23 protein-coding genes are annotated in these 26387 nt (G+C 48.4%); 13 read left to right on the top strand and 10 right to left on the bottom strand.

Going from position 1 to position 26387, the window contains the following annotated elements:
• Positions 1–82 precede the first annotated feature (82 nt).
• The 10 genes from ABNT28_RS00215 to ABNT28_RS00170 all read left to right on the top strand — a co-directional run bounded on the left by ABNT28_RS00215 (position 83) and on the right by ABNT28_RS00170 (position 12745).
• A complete protein-coding gene (locus ABNT28_RS00215; RefSeq protein ID WP_348720807.1) occupies positions 83–997 on the top strand; it encodes a 3-keto-5-aminohexanoate cleavage protein in 915 nt (304 codons plus the stop codon).
• Positions 998–1024: 27 nt separating this feature from the next.
• Complete coding sequence (locus ABNT28_RS00210; protein ID WP_348720806.1) at positions 1025–2506, top strand: carnitine 3-dehydrogenase; 1482 nt, start codon at positions 1025–1027, stop codon at positions 2504–2506.
• Positions 2507–2550: 44 nt separating this feature from the next.
• Positions 2551–3720: an acyl-CoA dehydrogenase family protein gene (locus tag ABNT28_RS00205; protein WP_332923273.1), complete on the top strand. Its 1170-nt coding sequence runs from the start codon at positions 2551–2553 to the stop codon at positions 3718–3720.
• A 4-nt stretch (positions 3721–3724) separates the two neighbouring features.
• The gene (locus ABNT28_RS00200; RefSeq protein ID WP_348720805.1) at positions 3725–5758 is read left to right on the top strand and encodes an acetate--CoA ligase family protein; all 2034 of its coding nucleotides are present in this window, start codon (positions 3725–3727) and stop codon (positions 5756–5758) included.
• A 16-nt stretch (positions 5759–5774) separates the two neighbouring features.
• A complete protein-coding gene (locus ABNT28_RS00195; protein ID WP_332923871.1) occupies positions 5775–6560 on the top strand; it encodes a carnitinyl-CoA dehydratase in 786 nt (261 codons plus the stop codon).
• 235 nt (positions 6561–6795) lie between these two features.
• Positions 6796–7599 (top strand): carnitinyl-CoA dehydratase, encoded by an 804-nt coding sequence (locus tag ABNT28_RS00190; RefSeq protein WP_332923872.1) that lies wholly within the window; start codon positions 6796–6798, stop codon positions 7597–7599.
• A 7-nt stretch (positions 7600–7606) separates the two neighbouring features.
• Positions 7607–8551, top strand: a complete 945-nt coding sequence (locus ABNT28_RS00185) for a 3-hydroxyacyl-CoA dehydrogenase NAD-binding domain-containing protein (protein ID WP_332923873.1) — start codon at positions 7607–7609, stop codon at positions 8549–8551.
• Positions 8552–8596: 45 nt separating this feature from the next.
• The gene (locus ABNT28_RS00180; RefSeq protein ID WP_332923874.1) at positions 8597–9481 is read left to right on the top strand and encodes a 3-keto-5-aminohexanoate cleavage protein; all 885 of its coding nucleotides are present in this window, start codon (positions 8597–8599) and stop codon (positions 9479–9481) included.
• 16 nt (positions 9482–9497) lie between these two features.
• Positions 9498–10658: an acyl-CoA dehydrogenase family protein gene (locus tag ABNT28_RS00175; RefSeq protein ID WP_332923875.1), complete on the top strand. Its 1161-nt coding sequence runs from the start codon at positions 9498–9500 to the stop codon at positions 10656–10658.
• Positions 10655–12745, top strand: coding sequence for an acetate--CoA ligase family protein (locus ABNT28_RS00170; protein ID WP_332923876.1), 2091 nt, complete (start codon positions 10655–10657; stop codon positions 12743–12745). The genes ABNT28_RS00175 and ABNT28_RS00170 overlap by 4 nt, the downstream gene beginning before the upstream one ends.
• Here ABNT28_RS00170 and ABNT28_RS00165 read toward each other — a convergent pair.
• The 6 genes from ABNT28_RS00165 to ABNT28_RS00140 form a co-directional block, all read right to left on the bottom strand.
• A complete protein-coding gene (locus ABNT28_RS00165) occupies positions 12742–14202 on the bottom strand; it encodes an aldehyde dehydrogenase (protein WP_332923919.1) in 1461 nt (486 codons plus the stop codon). The genes ABNT28_RS00170 and ABNT28_RS00165 overlap by 4 nt on opposite strands.
• Before the next feature lie 173 nt (positions 14203–14375).
• On the bottom strand, positions 14376–15374 hold the full coding sequence (locus ABNT28_RS00160) for an Ldh family oxidoreductase (RefSeq protein WP_332923877.1): 999 nt from the start codon (positions 15372–15374) through the stop codon (positions 14376–14378).
• Positions 15371–16417, bottom strand: a complete 1047-nt coding sequence (locus tag ABNT28_RS00155; protein ID WP_332923878.1) for a betaine/proline/choline family ABC transporter ATP-binding protein — start codon at positions 16415–16417, stop codon at positions 15371–15373. Before ABNT28_RS00155 ends, ABNT28_RS00160 begins: the two co-directional genes overlap by 4 nt.
• Complete coding sequence (locus tag ABNT28_RS00150) at positions 16410–17303, bottom strand: proline/glycine betaine ABC transporter permease (protein ID WP_332923879.1); 894 nt, start codon at positions 17301–17303, stop codon at positions 16410–16412. The genes ABNT28_RS00155 and ABNT28_RS00150 overlap by 8 nt, the downstream gene beginning before the upstream one ends.
• 61 nt (positions 17304–17364) lie before the next feature.
• A complete protein-coding gene (locus ABNT28_RS00145; protein WP_332923880.1) occupies positions 17365–18369 on the bottom strand; it encodes a glycine betaine ABC transporter substrate-binding protein in 1005 nt (334 codons plus the stop codon).
• Positions 18370–18641: 272 nt separating this feature from the next.
• Entirely contained in the window at positions 18642–19376 is a 735-nt protein-coding gene (locus ABNT28_RS00140) for a class II aldolase/adducin family protein (protein ID WP_332923881.1), read from the bottom strand.
• Between the two features lie 249 nt (positions 19377–19625).
• Between ABNT28_RS00140 and betB the strand changes: the two genes are divergently transcribed.
• Positions 19626–21056: a betaine-aldehyde dehydrogenase gene (gene betB / locus ABNT28_RS00135; RefSeq protein ID WP_348720804.1), complete on the top strand. Its 1431-nt coding sequence runs from the start codon at positions 19626–19628 to the stop codon at positions 21054–21056.
• 1 nt (position 21057) lies between these two features.
• Here betB and ABNT28_RS00130 read toward each other — a convergent pair whose 3' ends face one another.
• Both ABNT28_RS00130 and ABNT28_RS00125 read right to left on the bottom strand, forming a co-directional pair.
• On the bottom strand, positions 21058–22215 hold the full coding sequence (locus ABNT28_RS00130; protein WP_332923883.1) for a glycosyltransferase: 1158 nt from the start codon (positions 22213–22215) through the stop codon (positions 21058–21060).
• A complete protein-coding gene (locus ABNT28_RS00125) occupies positions 22205–22675 on the bottom strand; it encodes an Lrp/AsnC family transcriptional regulator (protein WP_332923884.1) in 471 nt (156 codons plus the stop codon). The genes ABNT28_RS00130 and ABNT28_RS00125 overlap by 11 nt, the downstream gene beginning before the upstream one ends.
• Positions 22676–22874: 199 nt before the next feature.
• On the opposite strand from ABNT28_RS00125, the gene ABNT28_RS00120 reads away from it, so the two are divergent.
• Positions 22875–23843 (top strand): class I SAM-dependent methyltransferase, encoded by a 969-nt coding sequence (locus ABNT28_RS00120; protein ID WP_332923885.1) that lies wholly within the window; start codon positions 22875–22877, stop codon positions 23841–23843.
• 8 nt (positions 23844–23851) lie between these two features.
• Here the strand turns inward: ABNT28_RS00120 and ABNT28_RS00115 are convergent, their stop codons facing one another.
• Entirely contained in the window at positions 23852–24682 is an 831-nt protein-coding gene (locus ABNT28_RS00115; RefSeq protein WP_332923886.1) for an RNA methyltransferase, read from the bottom strand.
• Between the two features lie 227 nt (positions 24683–24909).
• Here ABNT28_RS00115 and ABNT28_RS00110 point away from each other — a divergent pair, with 227 nt between their 5' ends.
• Positions 24910–25899 carry a GlxA family transcriptional regulator gene (locus ABNT28_RS00110; protein WP_332923887.1) on the top strand — a complete coding sequence of 330 codons (990 nt, stop codon included), beginning with the start codon at positions 24910–24912 and terminating at the stop codon, positions 25897–25899.
• 41 nt (positions 25900–25940) lie between these two features.
• Here ABNT28_RS00110 and ABNT28_RS00105 read toward each other — a convergent pair whose 3' ends face one another.
• Positions 25941–26354, bottom strand: coding sequence for a SufE family protein (locus ABNT28_RS00105; RefSeq protein WP_348720803.1), 414 nt, complete (start codon positions 26352–26354; stop codon positions 25941–25943).
• Between the last annotated feature and the right edge of the window lie 33 nt (positions 26355–26387).

The following is a 26387-nucleotide window of genomic DNA, read 5'->3' as shown; positions in this document are numbered from 1 at the left end:
ATTTGGCAAGCCAAATGCAATCCAACATTTGGGGCACATAATGATAATGCCAGCCACCATGAAATAAACGGGGAAACATGTCATGCCATTACAAATGAATAGAGACGCCTTTATAACCTGTGCAGTAACCGGATCCGGAGACACAACCGGCAAATCAGATAAGGTGCCAATCACGCCTGCCGAAATTGCCACCGCTGCAATTGATGCGGCCAAGGCTGGTGCCGCCATTGTCCATTGCCATGTACGCAATCCCGAAACAGGCGCGCCATCACGCGACACTAAGCTGTTTCGTGAAGTGACTGATCGTATCCGTGACGCTGACATCGACGTCGTCCTGAACCTAACCGCGGGTATGGGCGGTGATCTGGTGCTTGGTGGCGTCGAGACGCCCTTGCCGCCATCTAATGACGGTACCGATATGGCAGGGGCTACCGAGCGTATGCGCCACATCGCTGAATGCCGGCCTGAAATCTGCACACTTGATTGTGGCACAATGAATTTTGGGCATGGTGATTACATTATGACCAATAGCCCTGTGATGCTTCGTGAAATGGCAAGCCAGATGAAAGCGCTTGGCGTTAAACCTGAAATTGAGGCTTTTGATACCGGCCATTTATGGTTTGCCAAACAGCTTGTCGAAGATGGTTTCATTGATGCACCAGCACTCGTTCAGCTATGTATGGGGATCCCTTGGGGGGCGCCTGACGATATGAACACGCTGATGGCAATGGTGAATAACATTCCACAGGACTGGATATTTTCTGCCTTTTCAATTGGCCGCAATGCAATGGCTTATCCCGCAGCAGCTTTGTTAACAGGCGGTAATATCCGCGTTGGGTTGGAAGATAGTATTTATCTATCGCGCGGCGTCTTTGCGACCAATACCCAGCTTGTTGAGAATGCCGTGAATGTTGCCACCAACATGGGTGCGTCAATCATCGGTCCTGATGCGGTGCGCGAACGTCTCAACCTAACCAAACAGGCGCCTCAATCATAAGCCATTACCTGCTAGGGAAAGATTGTTATGTCCAAAGATAAACTGCAAAAAGCCGCTGTCATTGGCGGGGGTGTCATTGGTGGGGGATGGGTTGCACGGCTAGTCCAGAATGGCGTTGATACTGTCATTTTTGACCATGATCCCGAAGCGCCCCGAAAAATAGATACGATTATGTTGAATGCCGACCATGCTGTGCCGCGTCTGACTATGGCGCCCCTTGGCACAAGGGGAAGCCTACGTTTTGCCAGCACGCTTGCCGAAGCTGTCATCAATGCCGAATTCATTGTTGAGGCGGTACCCGAAAGACTGGACACAAAACAGGCCGTCTATGCCGATATCGAAGCCCATACTAGTGATGATGTGATTATTGCTTCGTCAACATCAGGCATCATGCCCACAGATTTGCAAGCCAAAATGCGCGTTCCAGGGCGGCTGATTGTCGGACATCCATTTAATCCGGTTTATCTGTTGCCGCTTGTCGAAATTGTAGCTGGCGACCAGACCGCTACCACCAGCATTAATCGCGCCAGTGATATTTATACATCAATTGGCATGCATCCTTTACATGTGCGTAAAGAAATTCCAGCCTTTATCGCTGATCGCTTTTTAGAAGCTGTCTGGCGCGAAGCTCTGTGGTTGATTAATGACGGGGTCGCAACAACCGACGAGATTGATGATGCCATTCGCTATGGTTTTGGATTGCGCTGGGCGCAGATGGGGCTGTTTGAAACCTATCGTGTGGCAGGCGGCGAAGCAGGTATGAAGCACTTTATGGCACAATTTGGCCCCTGCCTTAAATGGCCATGGACAAAGCTGATGGATGTTCCGGAATTGACCGACGAACTTGTCGAAACAATTTCGAAACAATCAGACGCGCAATCTGGTTCCCATTCGATTCGCGAACTGGAACGGATTCGTGACAACAATCTGGTTTCAATATTACAAGCACTAAAAGCCAATAACTGGGGGGCAGGGCAAACAATTGCCTCTTGGGAAGCTAGGCTTTTTGCCGCAGATGATGCCAAAACACCAACTGACATTGATGTCAGTCAACCAATCCGTACACTTGAGCGACAAATACCTGATAGCTGGACTGATTATAATGGCCATATGAATGAAGCCCGCTATCTGGACTGTTTTTCACAAGCTTCAGATACGCTACTACGTATGATCGGCGTAACTCCGGAGTATGTTGAAGCTGGCGGCAGTTATTTTACCGTCGAAACCCATATCAGACATCTTGATGAAGTCACCGCACAAGAGCACATTCATGCAACAACACAGGTAATACATGGCGAAGGCAAGAAACTACATCTGTTTCACAGCCTGATGCATGAAGATGGCCGACTATTAGCAACTGGCGAACATCTGTTTTTGCATGTCGATATGAACAGCCGTGCATCTAGCCTGCCTGAACCATCGGTAGCTGAAGCACTAGCAAAAATCGCGGCGGCGCATGCCAAGCTTCCGCTGCCGAACGGCAGTGGCCGCGCAATCAAGAGCACCTAGCCAGAAACCTATTCATCTACGCACAAATTAGAAAGGTCTGATAAATGCAGTTTGGTTTGACCGAAGAACAGAATCTGATCGTCAGTACTGTTCGGCAATTTGTCGAGCAGGAAATCTATCCACGTGAAAATGAAGTCGAAAAACTAGGCTATGTCCCCTTGGAAATAGGTCAGGAAATCATGGCCAAGGTCAAGGATATGGGCTTTTATGCCAGCAATTTTCCAGAGTCGGTTGGCGGTGGCGGCCTTGGGCATCTGGATTTTGCCCTTTTGGAACGTGAGCTTGGTCGTGGATCAATGGCATTGACCCATTTCTTTGGCCGTCCTCAAAATATTCTGATGGCATGTAAAGGTGAACAGATTGAGCGTTATTTATTGCCAGCTGTGCGTGGTGAACGGATGGATGCACTCGCCATGACCGAACCTGATGCTGGTTCCGATGTTCGCGGGATGAATTGTACTGCCAAGCGCGATAGCGGCAAGGATAGTGACTGGGTTATCAATGGAACCAAACATTTTATTTCTGGCGGTGATCATGCTGACTTTTTTATCGTCTTTGTGGCTACCGGCGTTGATGACACACCGCATGGTCCAAAAAAACGTATCACCTGTTTTTTGGTTGACCGCGGACATCCGGGGTTTGAGGTTTCACCCGGTTACGACTCGGTATCGCACCGCGGCTATCACAATGTCATTCTGAAGTTTGACGAATGCCGGCTGAGCAATGCCCATGTGCTTGGCACTGTTGATGGTGGTTTTGAAGTTATGAATACCTGGCTTTATGCAACGCGAATTACCGTGGCAACTATGGCGGTTGGCCGCGCACGCCGCGCTTTTGATTATGCGTTGAACTACTCCACCGAGCGCAAACAATTTGGCAAACAAATTGGCAAATTTCAGGGCGTGAGCTTCAAGCTTGCTGATATGATTACCGAAATAGATGCAGCTGACTGGTTAACCTTGTCAGCAGCGTGGCGGCTTGATCAGGGTTTGCCAGCCAATCGTGAAATTGCCTCGGCAAAATTATATGCATCCGAAATGCTGGCGCGCGTGACTGATGAGGCGATTCAGATTTATGGCGGTATGGGCTTGATGGACGATTTGCCATTGGCACGGTTCTGGCGCGATGCCCGCGTTGAGCGCATATGGGATGGTACATCCGAGATTCAACGCCACATCATCAGCCGTGATCTGTTACGTCCTTTAGGCGGCTAAGGCCATGACCGATCTATCCCGCCTATTCAGACCAAAAACAATTGCTATATTCGGTGGTCGCTGGGCAGAAAATGTGATCGCCCAATGTCTGAAAATGGGCTTTGATGGTGATATATGGCCCGTGCATCCAACGCGCGAAACAATGGGCGGATTGCCCTGTTTCAAAGATGTCGATGCCCTGCCCGATGCGCCGGATGCTGCCTTTTTGGGCATTAACCGACATGCCATTATTGAAGTGGCCGCCGCTTTGGCCGCACGTAACTGTGGTGGGGCTATCTGCTTTGCATCGGGCTTTGCCGAAACTGGTGATGCAAATCTACAAGCTGAGCTCATAGCGGCGGCTGGCACGATGCCTATATTGGGGCCAAACTGCTATGGCTTTATCAATTATCTTGATGGGGTGCCATTATGGCCAGATCAGCATGGCGGTGCGGCCTGTGAAACTGGTGTTGCCCTTATCAGCCAGTCATCAAATATTGCGATCAACCTAACGATGCAGGCGCGTGGACTGCCACTTGCCTATGTTGCATGCGTTGGCAATCAGGCACAAACTAGCCTCATTGATATGGCTAACGCTTTGTTTGCTGATGATCGGGTCACTGCCGCAGGGCTCTATATTGAAGGTATCGATGATGCCCCAGCCTTTGCCCGAATGGCCGCAGCCGCACGTCAGAACGGCAAATATATTGTAGCCATAAAATCAGGCAAAACCGAAGCCTCCCAGATCGCTGCCCAAACCCATACCGCGGCGATTGCTGGTGATGCTAGTTGCTCATCTGCCTTTCTGGCGCAATGCGGAGTGTACGAAGTTGATACCCTAGAGGACATGCTGGAACTCCTTAAAATTTTACATCTGTTTGGCCCGCTTAATGGCAATCGCATCACTGCCATGTGCTGTTCTGGCGGCGAAGTGGGACTGATTGGCGATATGTCTGCAAAACATGATCTTGTGTGGCCAAACATCCCCGAAGATAACGCCACATATCTTGCCAAACAGCTTGGTGCATTGGTCACTATCGCAAACCCACTCGATTACCATACCTTTATCTGGGGGGATGAGGCGGCGATGGCCAATGTCTTTGCTGCGATGATGGGAGGCTGGACTGATATATCTGTTCTGGTCATTGATTTTCCGCGCAATGACCGATGCAGTGACGAAACATGGCTTCCGGCAGTGAATGCACTATGCGAAGCGGTGCGGCGCACAGGCACCAAGGCGGCAATGTTGGCCACTCTACCCGAAGGCATTTCGGAACAATGGGCATGGACATCAATCAAAGCTGGCATAGCCCCGCTTTGCGGTCTGTCAGCCGGACTTAATGCGCTGGAAAAAGCTTCTAACATGCCAGCAACCTTTTTGAAGGGCTGGCAACCCTGTCCAGCAACAACTATATCCGACGCCCCCCGTTTGCTTGATGAAGCTGACGCCAAGACCTTATTAAGTGAGGCTGGCATCACCTGTCCAATAGGTGTTCGTGCCACCACCGCCGATGACGTGACTTCAAACGCCAGAAATTTGCGCGTACCGTTGGCATTAAAAGGTTTGGGGCATCTACATAAAAGCGAAGCAGGGTTAATCCAGCTTGGACTGGATCACAATATGCTCAAACAAGCCGCTTTTGCGATGCAGAGCTGTGATGGGTTTCTGATCGAAGAAATGGTCGAAGTATCCGTAGCCGAACTTCTGGTAGGTTTGTCCCGTGATCCACAATATGGCATCAGCCTGACACTTGGCGTAGGTGGCATATATGCCGAATTATTGGCAGACACGCGTACTGGCATCCTGCCCCTTGATCGTGACTTCATAGAACAGATGCTGTCCGAGCTTCATCTGGCTCCCCTGCTTAACGGCTATCGCGGCCAACCACATGCTGATATTGACGCTGCCCTTGATGAAATCATGGCGCTATGCAGGTTAATTCAGGAAGATACACGGATCACCGAAATTGAAATCAACCCTCTGATACTTGGCGCCACAGGGCAAGGCGCGACAGCCGTTGACGCGCTAATCTGGTATCAGGATAATTCAGACATATAACCAAGAGGAAAAACCCATGGAAGATATAATACGCACCAAAACCGAAGGTGGCATTTTTGAAGTGACGCTAGATCGCCCAAAGGCCAATGCGATTGATCTTGAAACATCTCGTATCATGGGCGAAACATTCCAACATTTTCGTGATAATGAACATTTACGAGTCTGTATCGTGCGCACGGCTGGTGAGCGTTTCTTTTCGGCTGGTTGGGATTTGAAAGCTGCCGCAAACGGCGACTCGGTCACGGCTAATTATGGTGTGGGCGGATTTGCCGGACTGCAGGAATTACGCGATCTGAATAAACCAGTCATTGCTGCGGTTGAGGGCATGTGTGTTGGTGGCGGGTTTGAGTTAGCCTTATCCTGTGATCTTATACTGGCAACAGGTGCGTCACAATTTGCGCTTCCCGAAATAAAAGCTGGCACCCTAGCAGATGCCGCCACAATCAAATTGCCAAAACGTATTCCCTATCACATAGCCATGGACATGCTGTTAACGGGGCGCTGGATGGATTGTTCTGAGGCGCATCGCTGGGGTCTTGTGACCGAAATGTTTGATGCTGGCGCGGCACTCTATGAAAGGGCGTGGGAACTGGCGCGGCATTTGGAAGCGGGTCCCCCGCTGGTATTTGCTGCGATTAAGGAAGTTGCGCGTGAGGCCGAGGCGATGAAGTTTCAGGACATCTTAAACCGAATAACGAAAATGCAGCTTCCGACCGTTGATAAACTATATAATTCCGCAGATGGTCTTGAAGGATTTAAAGCCTTTGCTGAAAAACGCGATCCAGTTTGGAAAGGTCACTAGCTAGTGTTACTAGCCAGTTTTTTAATATTAGTTATCAACTTTAGTAATAAAACAAGGTAACCAAGATATTATGATGTGGCACTTAAATCAGTAAGCATTTGATTAATATTTAGTATTTTTATTCTACGCTTCAAAATATTGTTTTCAGAAGCCCCATTTTTCTTGCAAAACTTGACCTAATACTTACCAATGGGTTTGCAGTTCATAATAATCAGATTTGCTAAGGGGCAAGGTAATGTCGGATAATGTATTAATTACGCGCAACAAGCATATTCTTGAGATCACGCTTAACAAGCCCAAAGTGAATGCCATTGATCATGCCATGAGCAAGGAACTCGCTGACGCCTTTGTAGAATTTGAAAAGGATGATGATCTTCGTGTCGCAATTCTAACAGCCAACGGTGAAAAGATTTTTTCAGCTGGATGGGATCTAAAAGCCCTCGACAAAGGTGATGCCCAGCTAGACGAGTGGTGGAATGATGGTGATTACGGCTATGGCGGATTTGCTGGCCTCACCGAAAACTGGTCAATGAACAAGCCAGTTATTGCCGCGCTAAATGGTCTGGTCATTGGTGGCGGATTTGAAATCGCCATGGCGTGCGATCTGATGATAGCTGCTGACCATGTCGAGTTTGCCTTACCAGAAATGCCCCTTGGCATCATCCCTGATTCTGGTGCCATTCAACGCCTGCCTCGAAGAATACCTCATAACATCGCTCTGGAAATGCTACTTCTGGGTCGACGCATGAAAGCAAATGAAGCAGCACATTATGGCCTTGTTAATAAGGTAGTATTAGCCGAAAAGCTACTCGAGAGCGCGCGTGAATGGGCTGACCAGATCGCTTGGTTTGCACCACTTGCTGTTCAATCAATCAAGGAAGTACTTAGGCATATCGATAGTCAGCCGCTTGAAACCGCCTTTGAAACCATGCGCACCAGCGACCTACCAACCTACCGAGCAATGTTAAAATCAGAAGATGCCGAAGAAGGTGTTCGCGCTTTTGTTGAAAAACGCGACCCTGTTTTCAAAGGCAAATAGGTGCGTAATGACCCAGTGGAATTTTCCTAATATCCGTAAAATCAAAACCGTAGCCAGTCTGGGTGGTGGCCCGATTGGCGGTGGCTGGAGTGCGCATTTTCTCGCACAAGGCTATGACGTGCGAGCCTATCTATATTCAATGGATGAAGAAACCAGTTTCCGTGCAATTGTTGAAACTGCATGGGTTAGCTTGCAGGATCTTGGCCTAGCCAAAGGTGCATCTTTGGACCGCTTATTCATTTCCAGCAATCTGGAGGACGTTGTTCAGACCGCCGAGTTTATTCAAGAAAGTGGACCCGAGCGCCTGGATATCAAGCAGGCACTATACAAGCAACTTGGTGATATTGTTGCACCCCATATTATCATAGCATCCAGCACATCAGGATTGATGATGAGCGATATTCACGCCGAATGTGCAACGCCAAAACGTACACTTGTTGGCCATCCATTTAATCCACCATATTTATTGCCGCTTGTCGAGCTAGTTGGGGGTGATAGCACTTGCGCCGATGCCATCGAATGGGCGGATGCTTTTTACCGACATGCTGGCAAGGAACCCCTCATTCTTAAGAAGGAGATTCCGGGCTTTGTAGCAACCCGCCTGCAAGAAGCGTTATGGCGCGAAGCACTGCACATGGTTGCCAATGGCGAAGCAACCCCAGAAGATATTGATCGTGCATTAATGTATGGGCCTGCACCGCGGATGGTTGTCCAGGGTCAATGTATGGCATTCCATGTGGCCTGCGGTGAAGGTGGCATGGCTACCAATCTTGATCAATTTGGCCCAGCCTTGAAATTGCCTTGGACACGACTTGCGGCACCCGAACTTAATAAGGAATTGCGCGATGCCATGGTAGATGGCTGTAATGAACTAGCAGCCGGACGGCATTTTACCGAAATGGCAGCTGAACGAGATCGCCGGATTGTGGCCGTGCTGAAGGCAGTGCGCTAACGACCACCTAATATCTAATTGAATGTTCCTGAAAGGATGACCTAGATGAACTTTGAAACCATTTTAACCTGCGCAGTGACTGGTGCTGGTGATACCTTATCGAAGAACCCACATGTCCCCGTCACTCCAAAAGAAATTGCTGACGCAGCCATTGATGCCGCAAAAGCTGGTGCTGCGATTGCTCATCTGCATGTGCGCGACACGGAGAGCGGTAAGGGATCACGCGACATCAATCTGTTCCGCGAAGTTGTTGATCGTATTCGCTCAAGCAATACCGATGTGATCATCAATCTGACATCGGGCATGGGTGGTGACTGGGTTCCAAGCGATGCTGATCCGTCAATGCCCGGAGTCGGCACCGATATGATTGGACCCGAGGAAAGGTTGGCGCATGTCACCGATCTATTACCCGAAATATGCAGCCTTGATTGTGGCACAATGAATTTTGGTAATGGCAACGAGATCTATATTTCAACGCCCCCATATTTACGCCACATGGCGGCAACGGCACAAAAACTTGGCGTTAAACCTGAATTGGAAGTGTTTGAACTTGGCCATATCCGTTTTGCCAAGCAGATGATTGCTGAGGGCATTGTCGATGAACCACCCATGTTCCAGATTTGTTTGGGCATTCCGTGGGGTGCCGACCAATCGGTTGATACAATGAAAGTCATGAAAGATGAGTTGCCGGCGAATGCAAGTTGGGCTTCGTTTGGCATTTCGCGCATGCAGATGCCAATGGCCGCTGCCGCTGTCGCTATGGGCGGCAATGTGCGTGTTGGACTAGAAGACAATATCTATCTTGATCGCGGCGTACCTGCGACCAATGGCCAACTTGTAGAGCGGGCAGTTAAAATGATTGAATGTATGGGTTCTAAATTACTGACACCAGTTGAAGCCCGCGCCAAACTTGGTCTTCGCGGCGGTTGATGAAGGAGAGTTCTAGATGTCAAATATGTTATCGCATGAACAGACTATGTTACAGGACACTGTCCGCCGATTCATGGAAGAAGAAATGTTCCCGCATGAGGATCAGATTGACCGTGATGGCCATGTCCCAATCGAACTTGGCCGCCAGATCGAAGCACGATCCAAAGAGCTTGGCCTGTTTGCATCGAACCTGCCCGAAGAGGTTGGCGGCGGCGGCCTTGATTACACAAGTATGGGGTTGATTGAGCGTGAATTCGGTAAAACCAGTCACGCACTGCATTCATGGGTGGCACGACCAACGGAGATTCTTCTAGCGTCCGAGGGTGATCAGCGCGAAAATTATCTCATGCCATGCGTTTCAGGTGAAAAGCGTGAGCTTTTTGCCCTTAGCGAACCTGAAGCTGGCTCCGATATCATGTCAATGAAAAGCAACGCCCGTAGTGACGGCGATGACTGGATCCTGAACGGATCAAAACATTTTATTTCTGGGCCTGTGATGCCCGATTTCGCTATTGTTTTTGCCGCGACCGGTCATGATGAAACTGAACGCGGGTCACGTCAGCGTATCACTGCCTTTCTAGTAGATGTTGGGATGCCCGGTTTCGATATCGACATCGGTTATAATTGCGCCAGCTATCGTGGCTATCTGAATTTCCGCCTCGATTTCAATGACGTCCGTCTTAGCAAAGCTCACATCCTTGGTGAAGAGGGGCGCGGTCTTGAGCTGTCTGGCAAATGGCTAGGCATGGGACGTATCTGGGTAGGTGCAACATGTTGCGGTAAAGCCGAACGGCTATTCACTCTGGCCAGCCAATGGGCAGCCGAACGTAAACAATTTGGCCAGCCTATCGGCAAATTTCAGGGTACTGGATTCAAACTTGCTGACATGGCCGTCGAACTGCGCGCCGCTGACTTACTGGTCAACGATGCGATTGCCAAGGCCAATGATGGCGTAATGAGCGATGCTGATGCAGCCATGGTAAAATTATTCTGCTCTGAAATGCTGAACCATGTCGCTGATAGTACAATGCAGATTTATGGTGGCATGGGTCTGATGGAAGAATTACCGATTCACCGCCTGTGGCGCGATTCGCGACTGGAACGGATCTGGGATGGCACATCAGAAATCCAGCGACATATAATCACCCGCTCGATCCTGCGACCGCTTGGAGCATGACGCATAACCGGATAAAAAACCTGGAGCGACTTTTAAACCCGCGGCATGTGGCCATCATCGGTGGCCGTGATGCCGAAGTGGTAATTAAAGAATGTAGGCGCAGTGGTTATGATGGCCCCATATGGCCAGTGAATCCAAATCGGGAACAGATTGGTGGTTTACGATGTTTCAAGCATATACAGGATTTACCCGCGCCGCCTGATGCTGTTTTTTTAGCCGTGCCACGTAAGGCAGCAATCGAATGTATTGGTGATCTCCGGGATAGGGGTGCTGGTGGTGTGGTGTGCTATACGGCCGGTTTTGGTGAAACTGGTGACGCTGGTGCAAAGGCTGAAAAATCCCTGATTGAAGCCGCCGGTGATCTGGCATTGGTAGGGCCCAATTGCTATGGCGTCATAAACTATCATCGTGGCCTCGCCTTATGGCCCTTTGCACATGGTGGACATCATCCAGGATTTGGCGCCGCCATTGTCACCCAGAGCGGGATGTTTTCGTCCGACCTGACGATGAGTCAGCGGTCCCTCCCGCTTAGCTATATGGTCTCAGCTGGCAATCAGTCAGTGTTGCGATTGGAAGATTTTGTCAATGCTTTTATAGAGCAGGACCATGTTCGGGCTATCGGCTTGCACATTGAAGGCTTGCCCGATCCTGCAGGATTCGAGAAAGTGGCTTTACGGGCGCTGGCCTGTGATATTCCAATTGTTGCGCTGAAAACAGGAAGTTCGCAAATTGGCTCACAGTTAACCATCAGTCACACAGGCTCGATGTCCGGCACCGACAAGACCTATTCGGCTTTTTTTGACCGACTTGGTATTATCCGGGCTCATGATCCGTCACACTTTCTCGAAACTCTCAAATTCCTCTGCGTTGCTGGCAAACCAAGCGGTAGGCGTCTTGCCGGATTCACATGCTCTGGCGGCGGTGCAACAATGCTTGCCGACTATGCCGAACCACTTGGTCTGAGTTTTCCGCAACCATCCACTACTACAAAAACGGCATTGAGCGCACTACTTCCACATACAGCCACAGTCTCGAACCCGTTGGACTACACTACGCCAATCTGGGGAATTACCGAAAAGACCCATCCCGTCTTTGTGGCCACACTAGCCGACGGGTATGACGCTGCCGTAATCGTTCAGGACTATCCAGCAGCTGGTCTTGATGAAAGCAAACCTTACTACCAAAGTGATGCCGACAGTTTTATTAAAGCAACCTCGGCCGCTGGCATCCCGTCAGCTATCTGCAGTACCATTCACGAAAACCTTGATCTCGAAACACGCAATTATCTGATCACACATAATGTTGCCCCAATGCAGGGGATCAACGAATGTCTACATGCCGTTGCTGCAGCGACTAATTATCGCGAACGGCGTGATGAAATCATGCAGCATCCGGCTGTTGAGCTCTATCCCACCATGCCAGCCCCGCATAAAACATACATGCTGAACGAACTTGCAGGAAAGCAGAAACTAGCTAATAGTTGCGTTGATATTCCCGCACATGAGCATATTCACACTGGTGATAAGTTAGAAAAGACAGCACTTTCCTTTCCGCTGGCCTTGAAATTTCTAAGTCCAGACCTTGCCCACAAAACCGAAGCCGGTGCCGTTCAGCTTGGTATCGGGGACATCGAAAGCCTTCAAATCTCAGTTGCAAACATGCAGTCCCATATCGGGCATACCAACCCTTTCATTAAGCAGGACGGCTTTTTGATCGAGGAAATGGTCAGTGATGTAATTGCCGAATTGATGGTCAGCGTCCGACGCGATCCACAATTTGGTTTAGTTCTGATGCTATCTAGCGGTGGAATAATGGCTGAATTATTTGATGATGCAACCACCCTTATTCTGCCAGCAGGTCGGGTCAGCATGATGCGCGCATTGGCCTCCCTTCGGATTTCAAAGTTGATTGAAGGTTATCGTGGCAAGGGGTCTGTTGATAAGGACAAGCTACTGGACTGCCTCGAACAGATCGTATCAGTTATCGCCGACGATCCAGCCATAGTTGAAATTGAGATCAATCCGATAATGTTAACTGCCAACAAAATAGTCGCAGTTGATGCGGTTGTAACATGTCGAGAGATTTAGCTCATTACAAAGGGGTTAGCCATCGATTCGGTGGACATGTTCAGCCAGACAGTTTTTGGTCTGGTATAATCATAAATCGCTTGCATACCACTTTCACGCCCGTAGCCTGATTCCTTAAAGCCACCAAATTCGGCAATCGGCGAAACCACCCGATACGTGTTCACCCAAACAATGCCAGCCCGCAATGCATTGGCCATGCGCAATGAACGAGCACCGTCGGCAGTAAACACGCCGGCGGCCAGACCGTATTTGGTGTCATTGGCATAGGCCAGAACTTCTTCCTCTTCACGGAAACGAAGCACACTTAAAACAGGACCAAATAATTCAGTATCAACAATAGTCATATCCTGACGATGACATTCAATGATTGTCGGTTCGAAATAAAGTCCTGTAGTCGGATTGGTAGGGCGCTTGCCACCAACAAGTAAACGGCCTCCTTCGGCGACTGCCAATTTTACCTGTTCCTCGATATGGGTAATCTGCGCCATGGTTGCCAGCGGTCCCATCTGGGTGGCATCGTCCAATGGATCGCCAATCCTTATCTGATTGGCCTGTGCTACCAACTTTTCCAGAAATTCATTGGCGATGTCGTCATGCAGATACAATCGCGATCCAGCAACACAGCTTTGCCCGCTTGCGCCGAAAATTCCCGCAATCGATCCGTTAACTGCACTGTCGATATTGGCATCGTCAAAAACGATAAAAGGCGATTTGCCACCTAGTTCAAGGGATACTTGCGCAAAGTTCTCTGCGGCATTGCGTGCCACATGACGCGCCGCATTGGTACCACCGGTAAAGCTTATGCGCTGAACAAGTGGATGCGAGGTTAGAGCACGACCACAGGGGTCAGAATGTCCAGTCACAATATTGATAACCCCTGGAGGAAACCCAGCTGCCTCGACAATTTTTCCAAATTCAAGCATAGCAGCTGAAGCATATTCAGACGCCTTTAGTACCACCGTATTGCCAGCTGCCAGAGCTGGGCCAATCTTCACCGCAACCAAAAATAGCTGTGAATTCCATGGCACAATCGCTGCAACAACACCAAGAGGCTCACGCAATGTCAGAGTCATCATATCCGGCTTGTCGATGGGCAAAGTGGCACCTTGAACCTTGTCAGCACATCCGGCGTAGAATTGAAAGAATTCGGCAATATATTTTGCCTGCCACTTGGTTTCCTTCAGCATTTTGCCGGTATCGATAGTTTCGATACGCCCAAGATGCTCGGATTGATCGGCAAGCAGTTCAGCAAGACGGCGCAGATATTTACCCCGTGCAGTTGGCGTTAGACCAGCCCATTCACCATTGGTGAACGCGCGATGTGCAGCCTCTACCGCACTATTAATGTCATATTCTGTCGCCTCAGGAAGCTTGCACCACGGCATTTCTGTGGTTGGGTTAATACTGTCAAAGGTCCTGCCATCACTGGCATCAACCCATGCGCCATCAATAAACATCTTATAGGATACTAGGCCTGTCAAATTCACCTCCCCGCATTACATCTAGAAAAACCCCTTCAATAAAATACTAATCCCAAATTACTGGTCTGGACAAACATCAAAATGGGTATGCCGGATGGTCAAGAGTTAGACTTTAAAATTAGATAACGATGTCGGCGCATTATCAATGACTAAACTTTAAGCGCCTCAATTGTTTCCAGAAGCGTAGCATTAACCTTGCGGGGGCCTTTATCAAGACGGTTATTATGTCGCCGTACACCTGGTAGTCGAACTCCATCCATCGTGTTGAGCTTTTCAACAAATCCTTCGACATGTTCTGGCCAGTCAGGTCCTGCGATGATATCTGGCGACATGGCAAGGATCATTTCACCGCCACGAGCAGGCCCACCATCTCCATTATCATTTTCTTTGGCTTCAAAGCTGAATTGTTCGCCTGTCAGGCCAGCTGCCAGCAATTCGACCATCATTGAAATCGCTGATCCTTTATAGCCGCCAAACGGCAATAACACGCCCTTTGCAATTGCAGCCGGATCAGTCGTCGGGTTACCATCAGCGTCAAGCCCAGTTCCTATTGGCACCGAGCGGCCGTCGCGTGCGGCGATCTGAATATCACCCATCGCCATCGATGCCGTAGCCATATCATATACAATCGGCGTTGCCCCCGGACGCGGCCAAGCAAAGGAAATCGGATTTGTGCCAAACAAAGCGGTTGTTGATCCGGCGGGCGCCACCGCGGGCATATAGGCGGTACAGGCGATGCCAACCAATCCACGGTCAGCCAGATATTCGGTTTCAGGCCATAATGAAGCAAAATGGTGAACACCAATCAGTGATAGAGCACCGATGCCAACCTCTTTCGCAGCGTCAGCCAAAATCGGCAAACCGGCAGCCTGGGCTATGGGGGCAAAACAGCCATGTCCATCAACTTGAATAACCGCCGGTGTTATTTTATTGACTGTCGGTTTTGCCTTACCATTAACCTTTCCACTTCGAAGTGCTTTAACGTAACCCGGCACACGGAACAGACCATGTGAATGCGACCCGTCACGTTCGGCACGTGTCATGATATCCGCAAGCGCAGCAGCATTTGCGGCATCACAACCATTCTCTGTCATGACATCTTCAATGAGCTTATAAATCGCATCCAATTCAAGTAATAAAGTGCTCACTTGTAACGTGTCCCCGTTTCTTCACGGCGTGGACGAGCCATGGCCAGAATCGCATCTTGCATGGTTATTTTACCGATAACCTTGCCAGCACTATTAACAACTGCACCACTATCAGTTTTCAACTCACTCATCGTTGTCAACGCATCTTCAAGCAAAGCTGTCGACTGAAATTTGGGACCTGATACACGTCCTGCTTTTGTCATCAAGGTGGATACTTTGATAACTCGGCCACGATTTATATCCTTTATGAAATCGGCAATATAGTCATCAGCTGGCTCCATAATAATGTTCTGAGGGTCGCCATCCTGAATAACAGCTCCATCACGTAGAATTGATATTTGATCGCCAATCCTTAGAGCTTCATCTAGATCGTGTGTAATAAATACGATGGTTTTATGCAGTTCCTTCTGAAGATCAAGAAGAATACTTTGCATGTCGTTGCGAATAAGTGGATCAAGCGCTGAGAATGCTTCATCCATAAGCAATATCTCAGCATCAGTTGCTAAGGCCCGAGCCAACCCAACACGTTGTTGCATTCCACCCGAAAGCTGAGCAGGAAAATGTTTTTCAAAACCACCCAAACCAACACGTTCCAACCAACGCTGGCTTCGCTCCACTGCTTCTTTCTCTTCTACGCCCTGAACTGTTAAACCATAAGCAGCATTCTGGGCAACATTTCGGTGTGGTAGGAGAGCAAATTTTTGAAAAACCATTGATGCTTTAAAACGACGGAAATGCATCAAATCGTTTGATGACATTTGCATAACATCCTCACCATCAACGAGCACATGGCCATCAGTAGGTTCAATGAGGCGATTAATATGTCGAATCAAAGTTGATTTGCCTGAGCCTGATAGTCCCATTATGACGTGAATACGCTTTTCAGGAATATCAATGTTAATGTCTGACAAACCAAGAACATGCTGATGCTCGTCCAGCAGTTCTTGCTTAGACACACCTTGTCTGACAAGTGGCATAGCTTTATCAGGCCTTTTTCCAAAAACCTTATACAAATTTTTGATTTTGATTTTAATATCAGCCATGGTCATGTCCCCCTCGGTGCTGCTGCAACCGCTTTCCATATTTTTGTGAGACCCGGTCAAAAATAATGGCAAGACCTACGATTGCTAACCCATTCATAAAACCAAGGGCAAGGTATTGATTTTGAATTGCTTGCAAAACAGGTATGCCCAGTCCGCGTACGCCAATCATTGAAGCAATAACTACCATCGCCAAAGCCATCATAATGGTCTGATTAATACCAGCAAATATGTTTGGAAGCGCAAGAGGTATCTGGACTCCAAAAAGTTTTTGTCTGTCATTTGCGCCAAAAGCGTTTGCAGCCTCTAAAACATCTTTGTCAACTAGTCGAATTCCAAGATTCGTAAGTCGAACCATAGGAGGCATCGCGTAAACACACACCGCAATGAGCCCAGGCACTTTACCAATGCCTAGCAGCATCAACACTGGCAACAAATAAACAAAAATAGGTATGGTTTGCATAACATCTAGTATTGGAGTGATTACCGACTGAACTCTATCAGATTTCGCCATCCAAATCCCCAGGGGCATTCCTATGGCTACACATAAAAGTGTGGCGACTGAAATGAGGGCAATTGTCGACATTGTGTCTTCCCACATTCCAAAATATCCAATCAGTATAAAGCTGATCATAGATCCAACAGCTAGCTTCCAACTTCTCGAACCAAGGTAGGCAAGTCCACCCACAATGAGCAAAATAAAAGGCCACGGCGTGGCCACTAGTAATTTCTCAAGCCAAATCAAAAACCATAAAAGGGGATCAAAAAAACCTTCAATGGCTTCACCGTTAGCTCTGGAAAACTCACGAAAGGTACCATCAATAGACAGTTTAAAGTCCCTCAAGTCTCGGCGAGACATGTCCGGAAAATCAGTGAAAAATTCAAGCATTTTTTCCCCCAAATAAAATGAGCGCAGCCGAAAGTTTGGCTACGCTCACAAAATTAATAGCTTAGAGTGATTTTTTCACTTTTGCTGCAACGTCTGCTGACACCCACTTGGTCCAGATGTCCTGATGCTGGTCCAAGAACTCAAGCGCAGCGTCTGGGCCTGTAGCCTGATTTTCTTCCATATAAACCAGCATGCCGTTCATGATAGGCCCAGGGTAGATACGACTGCTGAAATATGTCATCACATCAGGCATTGACTTGATTTCAGGTGTAACAACCGTCTGAACAACAGATTCTGTCCAAGCAGATGGCTTTGGATCAGCACATTTTTCTGGCCCCAAAGCAATACAGCTGTTCCAGTGGTCATGCCCAACAAACGGAACGCCAAAATCCATCAGCTGCATCTCGTATTTGCCGACTGGTGCCGTTGGAGACCAGTAGTAACCCAACCAGTTTTGATCACGCTGAGCTGCTTTTGCCATTGAAGCATCTAGGCCAGCTTGTGACCCTGGATCAACCAGCACCCAACCTTTTTTCTCCATCTCAAATGCTTTAAACAGTTGTTGGTTAGACAGTTGGCAACCCCAACCTGCTGGGCAACCAATAAATGCTCCTTTTGAGGGATCTTCTTTGTCAGGGAATAAGTCTGGACGCTCCAAAATGTCCAAAACTGTTTTGAATTCTGGGTTACGCTTAAGTGTACCTGGCGTTACCCACCAACCCTCACCAAGTTCAGTGATTGGGCCTTTAATTGCTGAGTGCAACCTGCCCTCTGACATGGCTTTTTCAAGCTCAACAGAAACCGCATTTGTCCACAACTCTGCAGCAACATGGGGTTGGCCTTTTTCATTCATTGTCGCAAATGTGGCTGTTGTAGCGCCAGGGATTAGCTCAATTTTACAGCCAAAACCCTCTTCCAAAATGATTTTGTCAACATTAGCCATCAATGTAGCTGAGGGCCAATTCATATCTGACATTTGGAATTCACCGCAAGCTGCATTTGCCTGCCCATTCATACCAAACGCCACACCAGCAACTACAGCTGCTGAAATCAGTATTTTTTTCATCGGATTACTCTCCTTGAAATTAATTTGTTTTCTTTTAACCAACCATAAATGGGACATTCCCAAATACGACATTAACTATTCTTACAACCTTAAGAGGCGATAACCACCCCTAATAACCTAGAATCGACATTTTTTATTAAATTTGATAAGTTGCAACAAGAGTAAAGCTTTTCTCGACCAAAGGGAACACCTACCTCTTACACAATTATATATTAACCATACGCCCTTCATATTGTGAAAATTTATTTTAGAATGAGAAAAGGGACGAGAGTTTAATTGCGATATTCAGGTTCTTCCTCATCAAGAATGGCACGTATCGCCGTCAGATGTGCCTCTACGTCACCATCATAATTTTCCCATTGCGATGCCGTCTTTTCGGCCACATCGTCGGAAATATACGCTAATGGCAGGCCAGATGACAATGCGGTGATATATGTGCGACACCCGCGTTCGTAATGATAAGCAAGGTCAAATGCCAGTGATGGCGTCTCGGCCACCGTCATCAAACCATGGCTTCCCATCATCATAATGCGCCTGTTGCCAAGCAAGGTTGATAGTCGCTCTGCTTCATCATCAAGCCCCATACCGTCAAACCCCATATCGATTGCAACTCTGTCGTGATAACGGCATGTCGTCTGGTCAATTGCTGGCAAGGATGGATCTTTTAAAGCGCTAAGAGCCGTTGCATAATGCGTATGCAGATGCACGATACAACGTGCCTGCGGGTTATTGCGATGCATCGCGCCGTGGATTGCCCATGCTGTTGGATCAATATTGTCACCTTGTTCCTTGGCTGACTTGCCTGTGTCAAGTAACAGCAGATCGCTAGCTTTCATTTTCGAAAAATGCACACCATAGGGATTCATCAAGAATTGCTGGCCATCATCTGAGACAGCATAAGAAAAGTGATTAGCAATACCTTCATGCATGTTTTCACGCGCGGTCCAACGGAAAATCGCAGCTAGATCACAGCGCGCTTCATCAAGATCAACAGCTATTTTTGACATCAGCTTACCTCCCCGCCTGTTTCGCAATCTTTAACTGGCGTATGTTTCACATAGTGTCAGGGTGCCGTTAAAATCCGCATTTTGTCCAGCCCAATATTGATCTGTCAGGCATGCACCAGAATTGACATTTGATGCATAATCGGCAAAGGCTGATGTCAGAGAATTTGTTGACTCAAAATTTTGCTGCCAGAACACAGGGCACAACGCCATAAATACCAACAGAATGACATTTAAGAAGGTCACAGAGCTATGCAGAGATGCCAGTCCATAATCGCAGGTAGCCCCGTTGCCAGTGGCGAATCGCCAATCGAGAAACGATATCCGGCAACTGGTGAAATTATCGCCCATATAGAACCCGCCACAAATCAAATGCTGGATCAGGCGGTTGCCGCCGCAACAGCCGCGCAAAAATCATGGGCGCGAATCGACCGTGCCGAACGAGGGCGGATACTGCACAAGGCAGCCAATTTGATGCGTGAAGCTAATGATGAGCTCGCACGCCTTGAGGTAAAGGATGTTGGCAAGTTATTCAGCGAAGCGGTATCAGCCGATGTGCCAAGCGGCCCCGACGCGCTTGATTATTTCGCGTCCCTAACGGCAACCATGACAGGCGATCATTTTAGCTGGGAAGATGCCATCGGATATTCTGAGCGTATCCCGCTTGGGGTTTGCGCTGGTATTGGCGCATGGAACTATCCGGTACAGATTGCATGCTGGAAAGCCGCGCCAGCGCTGGCAACAGGAAATGCCTTTATCCTAAAACCGTCAGAAGAAACCCCCCTCAGCGGTCAACGCATCGCCGAACTGTTCCACGAAGCGGGACTGCCTGATGGCCTTTTTCAGGTTATCCATGGGGACTACCGGATTGGTCAGGCCATTTGTGAACATCCTGGCATTGCCAAGATTTCCCTCACAGGTGGTGTGGAAACAGGCAAGCTGATTATGGCACAAAGCGCATCATCCTTAAAAAAGGTCACCTTGGAGCTTGGTGGTAAGTCACCTCTTATCGTGTTTGATGATTGTGACTTTGATCTGGCAGTTCAAACCGCGCTTGATGCCAATTTCTATACCGCCGGCGAGGTTTGTTCGAATGGCACCCGCGTTTTCGTCCAAGACTCGATTGCTGATGACTTTGTCGCCGCAATGGTTGAAAAGGCCAGTGCCATGCGCGTTGGCGATCCAATGGCTACCGATGTCCAGATGGGTGCCCTGATTTCTGAAAAACATCTGGCGCGCGTTCTTGATTATGTTGAAATTGGGCGTAACGAGGGCGCCACCATTGCCACAGGAGGTAACCGCGTGCAACCGCAAGGGTTTGAAAACGGTTATTTCATGGAGCCAACAATTTTGACAAACTGCACAGACGATATGCGCGTTGTCCGTGAAGAAATATTTGGTCCGGTTATGTCAGTTCTCACCTTCAAAACTGAAGATGAAGCTATCACCCGTGCCAATGATACTAAATTTGGTCTTGGCGCTGGCCTTATGACAAAGGATCTGGCACGCGCGCATCGTGTTGCTGGCCAGCTTGAGTCAGGCAATGTCTGGGTGAACACTTTTAATATTTTGCCACCGGGACTGTCTTTTGGCGGCGCCAAGAATTCTGGTTTTGGGCGGGAAAACAGCATTTATGCCATTGAGGCCTATACCGAAGTAAGATCAACCTATATTCAACTATAAATCATGCAAATAGATTTGGCGGTTTAGTCGGCGCGTAATGTGAAGCCAACATCCCCTGTAACTTGGCTGACTGAGTTGCCGCATCAAATTCTGCGCGCAAACGGCGCTGGGCTTTTGCGACCATTGCTGGCACATCAGCCATTGATGCAAAGCGTCTTAGCGCAGTTACCAAGGAGTCGCTGTCATTTTCTAGTGCCAGAATGCCACTCACATTATCGTTGATAATTTCGGGAATGCCCGCATGATTCGAAGCAATCACAGGGCATCCAGCACGTATAGCTTCGAGTATCACCGTCGGCAGACCTTCACAGTCTCCATTCGGCGCTTGGTGACTTGGCACAACGACAGCACTACATGACCGCATCCGTAGCGCCAGTTGTTCGGGTGTCTGCCAACCCAGAAATGATATATTGGGAATCCCGATTGCCATCTCACGAAGATGGTCTGCATCTGGACCAGTGCCTGCAATATCAAGACCTTTTACAATACCGGTTTCACCACTTTGGTGAAGCGCACGCATCGCTGTCAGCAGAACATTGACGCCCTTTTTACCTACCAGCCGGCCAATGAACAATAACCGGCCCTCTCTTGGTGTCGGGGGTTGCATATCTGCGAGATCAATTCCGATATAATGGGTTACCAGCTTATGTTTGGGAAAGCCCTGTGCCTCCAGCCGTTTTGCCACAAAATCTGACACGCATAAAAATCCGTTAGCATATGCTTGAAGTGCCGCCAGCCGCCTTTGATATATAGTCGGCAAAAACCGTTTGCGCTCATGTGTAAATTTGGTTGCATCACCACCATGATAGGTCACATAAAGTGGAATATTTAACCGCTGTGCAACTGGCAAAGCCAACGCCCCCCCACGGCCAAAATGCGCATGAAGAACCTGCGGCCTGAGAGCCTCCAATGATTTATATGACAGTGAAAATCCAGTTTGCTTGAAAATCGACGCGCCTAACATTGTGCGCGCTGTCAGATGCTTTGCACCCTCCAACTCATCGGCACGCCAACCAATTTTATTTGCTAGATAGACAGGATTTAACCGATCAAAACTCATATAATGCGATTTAATAAACCCTTCAGAAGGTAACAAAAGCTTATCCCTGAAAACAAGGCAGGTTTTACCCCCAACATTTTTTTTTACATCAATTGGCATTATCGATCTCTGGCAAAGGCAAAGCAGTGGTATATTTTATTTCTTCCATCGCAAAGGATGAGCTGACATCGGTGAGTTCAACATTTGCAATCAATGTCCGGTAAAACCGATCGTAGGCCTTCATATCGGGCACCACAACCCTAAGCAGATAATCAACCTCGCCACTCATCCTGTAAAACTCCACAACTTCAGGCATGTCCGCAACCATATCAGCAAAATTTTTGAGCCAGTCAGCATTATGTTTGTCGGTGCGCACGGCCACAAAGACCGACATGCCAACACCCATTTTCTGTGGATCCAGCAAGGCAACACGTTTGCGGATCAGGCCAACTTCCTCCATGCGCTGTATTCGGCGCCAGCACGGTGTCACCGACAAGCCAACCTTGCGCGCAATATCGGCAACGGGCTGAGCAGCGTTTTCTTGAAGTTCGGCAAGAATTTTTCTGTCTGTTTTATCCATGATGAGAATTCCATTAGTTTTGAGCAAAATTGGCGCCAAGAACGTAACCAAAACGCAAAAAGATTGCTTTTTTCTAACACAAATCTACAAAACATGGAAAAAATATCTAAAAATATAGCAAAATGGGTTTTTGACTATTCAGTTCGTTTCATATTTACGCGCTTGCAATCATCAGACGCAGTCGGCAATATCTCGCTTCATGGCAGACACGCAATCAGACAACATCATTAAAACAGACCTATCTTGCATACCACAGCCTGCAATTGTGACCAGCAATCACTGGCATGATTATGCGCTTATTGATAGCGGTAATCAGCGCAAGTTAGAACGATTTGGGAAATACCGTTTTATTCGCCCTGAACCCCAAGCCATGTGGTCACCGCGGCTTGATGAAAGCGAATGGAAAGCCGATGGCACCTTTATCGCCAGCCATAGCGAGGCTGACAGTGGTGAAGGTGGTGGCTGGAAATTACAAAATGATCTCCCGTCAGAGTGGCTAGTTACCTATCAGAATTTGCGCTTTTTTGCGCGGCCAACGCCGTTTCGTCATCTTGGCTTTTTCCCGGAACAGGCCGCGCATTGGAACTGGTGTGCTGATGCCATCAAACAGCGTATTTCACGCCAGCCCGATACGCCGCCACGTATATTGAACCTGTTTGCCTATTCGGGTGTTGCAAGTTTGCATGCCGCCGCCGCCGGTGCAGATGTTACCCATCTTGACGCCAGTAAAAAAGCCGTGGCTCAAGCTTTTGAAAATCGCGACGCGTCGGACTTGCAAAATGCACCTATCCGCTTCATCACTGATGATGCGATGCGTTTTGTCGAACGTGAAATCAGACGGGGACGCCGCTATGATGGAATTATTATGGACCCCCCAAAATATGGCCGCGGCCCCAAAGGTGAATTCTGGCGCATTGAAGAAGATATGCCAGCTTTGCTAAAGGCATGCAGGAATTTGCTGTCCGACAACCCACTGTTCATGGTGCTGACTATTTATGCTATTCGCGCATCATCACTGGTCGCACATTATGCTATGGCTGAGGCCGTAAACGGCCTTGGCGGGACTATTACTTCAGGCGAACTGGCAGTGCAGGAAGAGACCCTCAAAGGGCAGCTTGCACCACGGGTGGTCTCGCAGGCGAATTTTGCGCGCTGGCGCGCTAGCTGATAGATGGCTTAGCGTTTGTGGCGCAACGCCTCATATAATGTAATGCCTGTTGCCACTGCCAGATTCAACGAGTCCGATCGACCCAGCATGGGCAGACGTATCAACTGCGTGCAAGCTTGCATCAACGTCGGCGGCAAACCTGCTTGCTCATTGCCCATTAAAATCATTAAAGCGCCTCTATAATCAGCTTCACGATAATCGATCGATGCTGGCAAAGCAGTGCCAATAATCTGCCCTTGATTGCCTATCCAGCGCTGGGTGAATTCAAGAAAATCTGATTGATTACATTGCGCAATCTCAACATTAAATATTGCCCCCATGGATGCGCGAACCGCTTCAACCGAATAGGGGTCTGTGCAGTCGTCGATCAGAATGATGCCTTTGGCACCTACCGCATCTGCACTGCGCATGATCGTTCCCAGATTGCCTGGATCACGAACCCGATCAAGGGCAATCCATGGCCGCGACAGATCAGGGTAAATACTATCTAAATCAACCCATTTCTGGCGAAAAGCTCCAAGAAGCATTTGTGGATTATCTTTCCGGCTGATTCGTTGCAAAAGCTTTTCCGACATCGGTAAAGCCCGCCCATCTTCATGATCAAGTGCATCCAGCAAACTGCGCACATGCGGCTCGTTTTCTCGGCCTCCCAGAAATGCCAGCCTGTGCATTTCCCAGCCAAGTGCCACAGCTTCATTGCATATGCGCGTTCCTTCAGCCAAAAACCAGCCTGACTGCCGCCGATATTTGCGTTCATGCAAGGCGCGCAGAAATTTTACTTCGGCATTAGCGGTGCTGGTAATCGATTCCGGTATATGGATAGAATGTGTCGATTTCATGTGTTGCTATGTAGCAAAATTATGATGCCGATACCATAGCCACTAAAGATTGAAAAATGTGCAGTCAAAGCAATATCACCCAGAAAAAGTCGATCTGACTTCTTAACTGCTAATTTTTACGTCAAAAATAGCCTTTATTTATACTTTTTTATTTGGTTTACGGTAAATACCCCATAGGGTGATGTTCATATAAGGGCTAAGTCCCGCCGCTTTGAAGGATACCATTGATGAGCGAACAAACCATAAGAACTCTTTTGCGAAATGACGATCAGAGCGCAGCGCAAAAGATTGGCTTTTTACTTTTAAATGACTTTTCAATGCTTGCTTTTTCAGCTGCAATTGAGCCTTTACGCCAAGCCAACCGCCAAAGCAACAAAGAGCTTTTCGACTGGGTTATCGCTAGTGTTGATGGAAATCCCAGCAAAGCTAGTAATGGTGTCATCATTTCATGTGATGGCGCGTCTGATATTCTGCAAAACTGCCGCATGGTATTCGTTTGTGCTGGTGTTAATGTGCGCGCCAACACTGACAAATCGGTACTGAATATGGTCCGCCGCCTTGACCGAAATGGCGCCGTAATTGGGGCCATTTGCACAGGCACCTATGTCATGGCCGCAGCAGGTTTGCTTGAGGGGCGACGCTGTACTATTCACTGGGAAAATATTGACGGTCTGGCCGAAGAGTTTCCCGAACTGGAAATTACCAATGACCTGTTCGAGGTTGATGGCACCAGAGTCACATGTTCGGGGGGAACAGCAGCCCTTGATATGATGCTTAATTTGATCACGCAAACGCATGGTTCGCAACTTGCTGCCGAAGTATCAGACCAATTCATACATGACCGGATACGCGAACCAACCGACCACCAGCGTATGGAGTTACGCTCACGAATTGGCGTCAGTCATCCAAAATTACTGGCCGTAGTCAAAACGATGGAAGACAATCTCGAAGAACCACTGGCACAAACATCAATTGCACGCATCACAAACCTGTCAACACGCCAACTTGAGCGTTTATTCAGAAAATACCTGAACACCACGCCAACGCGTTATTATCTGAATTTGCGGCTGGCGCGCGCCCGACATCTGTTACGCCAAACATCAATGTCGATTCTGTCAGTTGCGCTTGCCTGTGGGTTTGTTTCAGCGTCGCATTTTTCAAAATGCTACCGCGAATGCTATGGGCGAACACCACGTGCCGAACGCGCCCCAAACTAGGCATCATCCAAACCATAAAATCTCAATCACTAGGATGATGTTTAGCCTGCAGCCGCTTTAATCGCGCCTAACATGCTGGCAAGCCCGTTTTTACGCGTTGCCGATAGATGTGAATCAAGCCCTATCTCGGTTAGAAAATCGGCCTCTGTATCACGTATTTCACTAGCCTCACGACCAGAGTAAACCCGAAGCAAAAGTGCCACCAACCCCTGCACAATAGCGGCATCCGATTCAGCCATAAAAACAATCCTGTTATCTGCCTGCCGTTCGGTAGCAAAATAGACAACTGACTGACAGCCCCGAAGCCGGTGATCGTCATCTCGATATTGCGCTGGAAAATCCCCTAATTTACGACCTTGATCGATCAGTAATTGATAGCGATCCTCCCAATCATCAAAGAATGAGAACTCTTCGACGATGGCTTGGGCTTCTTGCTTGGCTGTATTGACCGACATAACACGTTTCCATTTAATTTAGGCTTGCTATTA

The organism is uncultured Candidatus Puniceispirillum sp., from assembly GCF_963979125.1.
GTDB lineage: Bacteria > Pseudomonadota > Alphaproteobacteria > Puniceispirillales > Puniceispirillaceae > Puniceispirillum.
The sequence above is the reverse complement of the archived record's forward strand: the minus strand, read 5'-3'. Positions and strand labels throughout refer to the sequence as shown.

Bases quoted from the DNA above. Each gene is read 5' to 3' on its own strand.
- ABNT28_RS00205 (WP_332923273.1), top strand. From the start codon at position 2,551: ATGCAGTTTGGTTTGACCGAAGAACAGAATCTGATCGTCAGTACTGTT.
- ABNT28_RS00170 (WP_332923876.1), top strand. From the start codon at position 10,655: ATGACGCATAACCGGATAAAAAACCTGGAGCGACTTTTAAACCCGCGG.
- ABNT28_RS00115 (WP_332923886.1), bottom strand. From the start codon at position 24,682: ATGAAATCGACACATTCTATCCATATACCGGAATCGATTACCAGCACC.
- ABNT28_RS00200 (WP_348720805.1), top strand. From the start codon at position 3,725: ATGACCGATCTATCCCGCCTATTCAGACCAAAAACAATTGCTATATTC.
- ABNT28_RS00215 (WP_348720807.1), top strand. From the start codon at position 83: ATGCCATTACAAATGAATAGAGACGCCTTTATAACCTGTGCAGTAACC.
- ABNT28_RS00125 (WP_332923884.1), bottom strand. From the start codon at position 22,675: ATGGATAAAACAGACAGAAAAATTCTTGCCGAACTTCAAGAAAACGCT.
- ABNT28_RS00165 (WP_332923919.1), bottom strand. From the start codon at position 14,202: ATGTTTATTGATGGCGCATGGGTTGATGCCAGTGATGGCAGGACCTTT.
- ABNT28_RS00185 (WP_332923873.1), top strand. From the start codon at position 7,607: ATGACCCAGTGGAATTTTCCTAATATCCGTAAAATCAAAACCGTAGCC.
- ABNT28_RS00180 (WP_332923874.1), top strand. From the start codon at position 8,597: ATGAACTTTGAAACCATTTTAACCTGCGCAGTGACTGGTGCTGGTGAT.
- ABNT28_RS00195 (WP_332923871.1), top strand. From the start codon at position 5,775: ATGGAAGATATAATACGCACCAAAACCGAAGGTGGCATTTTTGAAGTG.
- ABNT28_RS00130 (WP_332923883.1), bottom strand. From the start codon at position 22,215: ATGCCAATTGATGTAAAAAAAAATGTTGGGGGTAAAACCTGCCTTGTT.
- ABNT28_RS00150 (WP_332923879.1), bottom strand. From the start codon at position 17,303: ATGCTTGAATTTTTCACTGATTTTCCGGACATGTCTCGCCGAGACTTG.
- ABNT28_RS00210 (WP_348720806.1), top strand. From the start codon at position 1,025: ATGTCCAAAGATAAACTGCAAAAAGCCGCTGTCATTGGCGGGGGTGTC.
- betB (WP_348720804.1), top strand. From the start codon at position 19,626: ATGCAGAGATGCCAGTCCATAATCGCAGGTAGCCCCGTTGCCAGTGGC.
- ABNT28_RS00190 (WP_332923872.1), top strand. From the start codon at position 6,796: ATGTCGGATAATGTATTAATTACGCGCAACAAGCATATTCTTGAGATC.
- ABNT28_RS00105 (WP_348720803.1), bottom strand. From the start codon at position 26,354: ATGTCGGTCAATACAGCCAAGCAAGAAGCCCAAGCCATCGTCGAAGAG.
- ABNT28_RS00120 (WP_332923885.1), top strand. From the start codon at position 22,875: ATGGCAGACACGCAATCAGACAACATCATTAAAACAGACCTATCTTGC.
- ABNT28_RS00140 (WP_332923881.1), bottom strand. From the start codon at position 19,376: ATGTCAAAAATAGCTGTTGATCTTGATGAAGCGCGCTGTGATCTAGCT.
- ABNT28_RS00145 (WP_332923880.1), bottom strand. From the start codon at position 18,369: ATGAAAAAAATACTGATTTCAGCAGCTGTAGTTGCTGGTGTGGCGTTT.
- ABNT28_RS00175 (WP_332923875.1), top strand. From the start codon at position 9,498: ATGTCAAATATGTTATCGCATGAACAGACTATGTTACAGGACACTGTC.
- ABNT28_RS00155 (WP_332923878.1), bottom strand. From the start codon at position 16,417: ATGGCTGATATTAAAATCAAAATCAAAAATTTGTATAAGGTTTTTGGA.
- ABNT28_RS00110 (WP_332923887.1), top strand. From the start codon at position 24,910: ATGAGCGAACAAACCATAAGAACTCTTTTGCGAAATGACGATCAGAGC.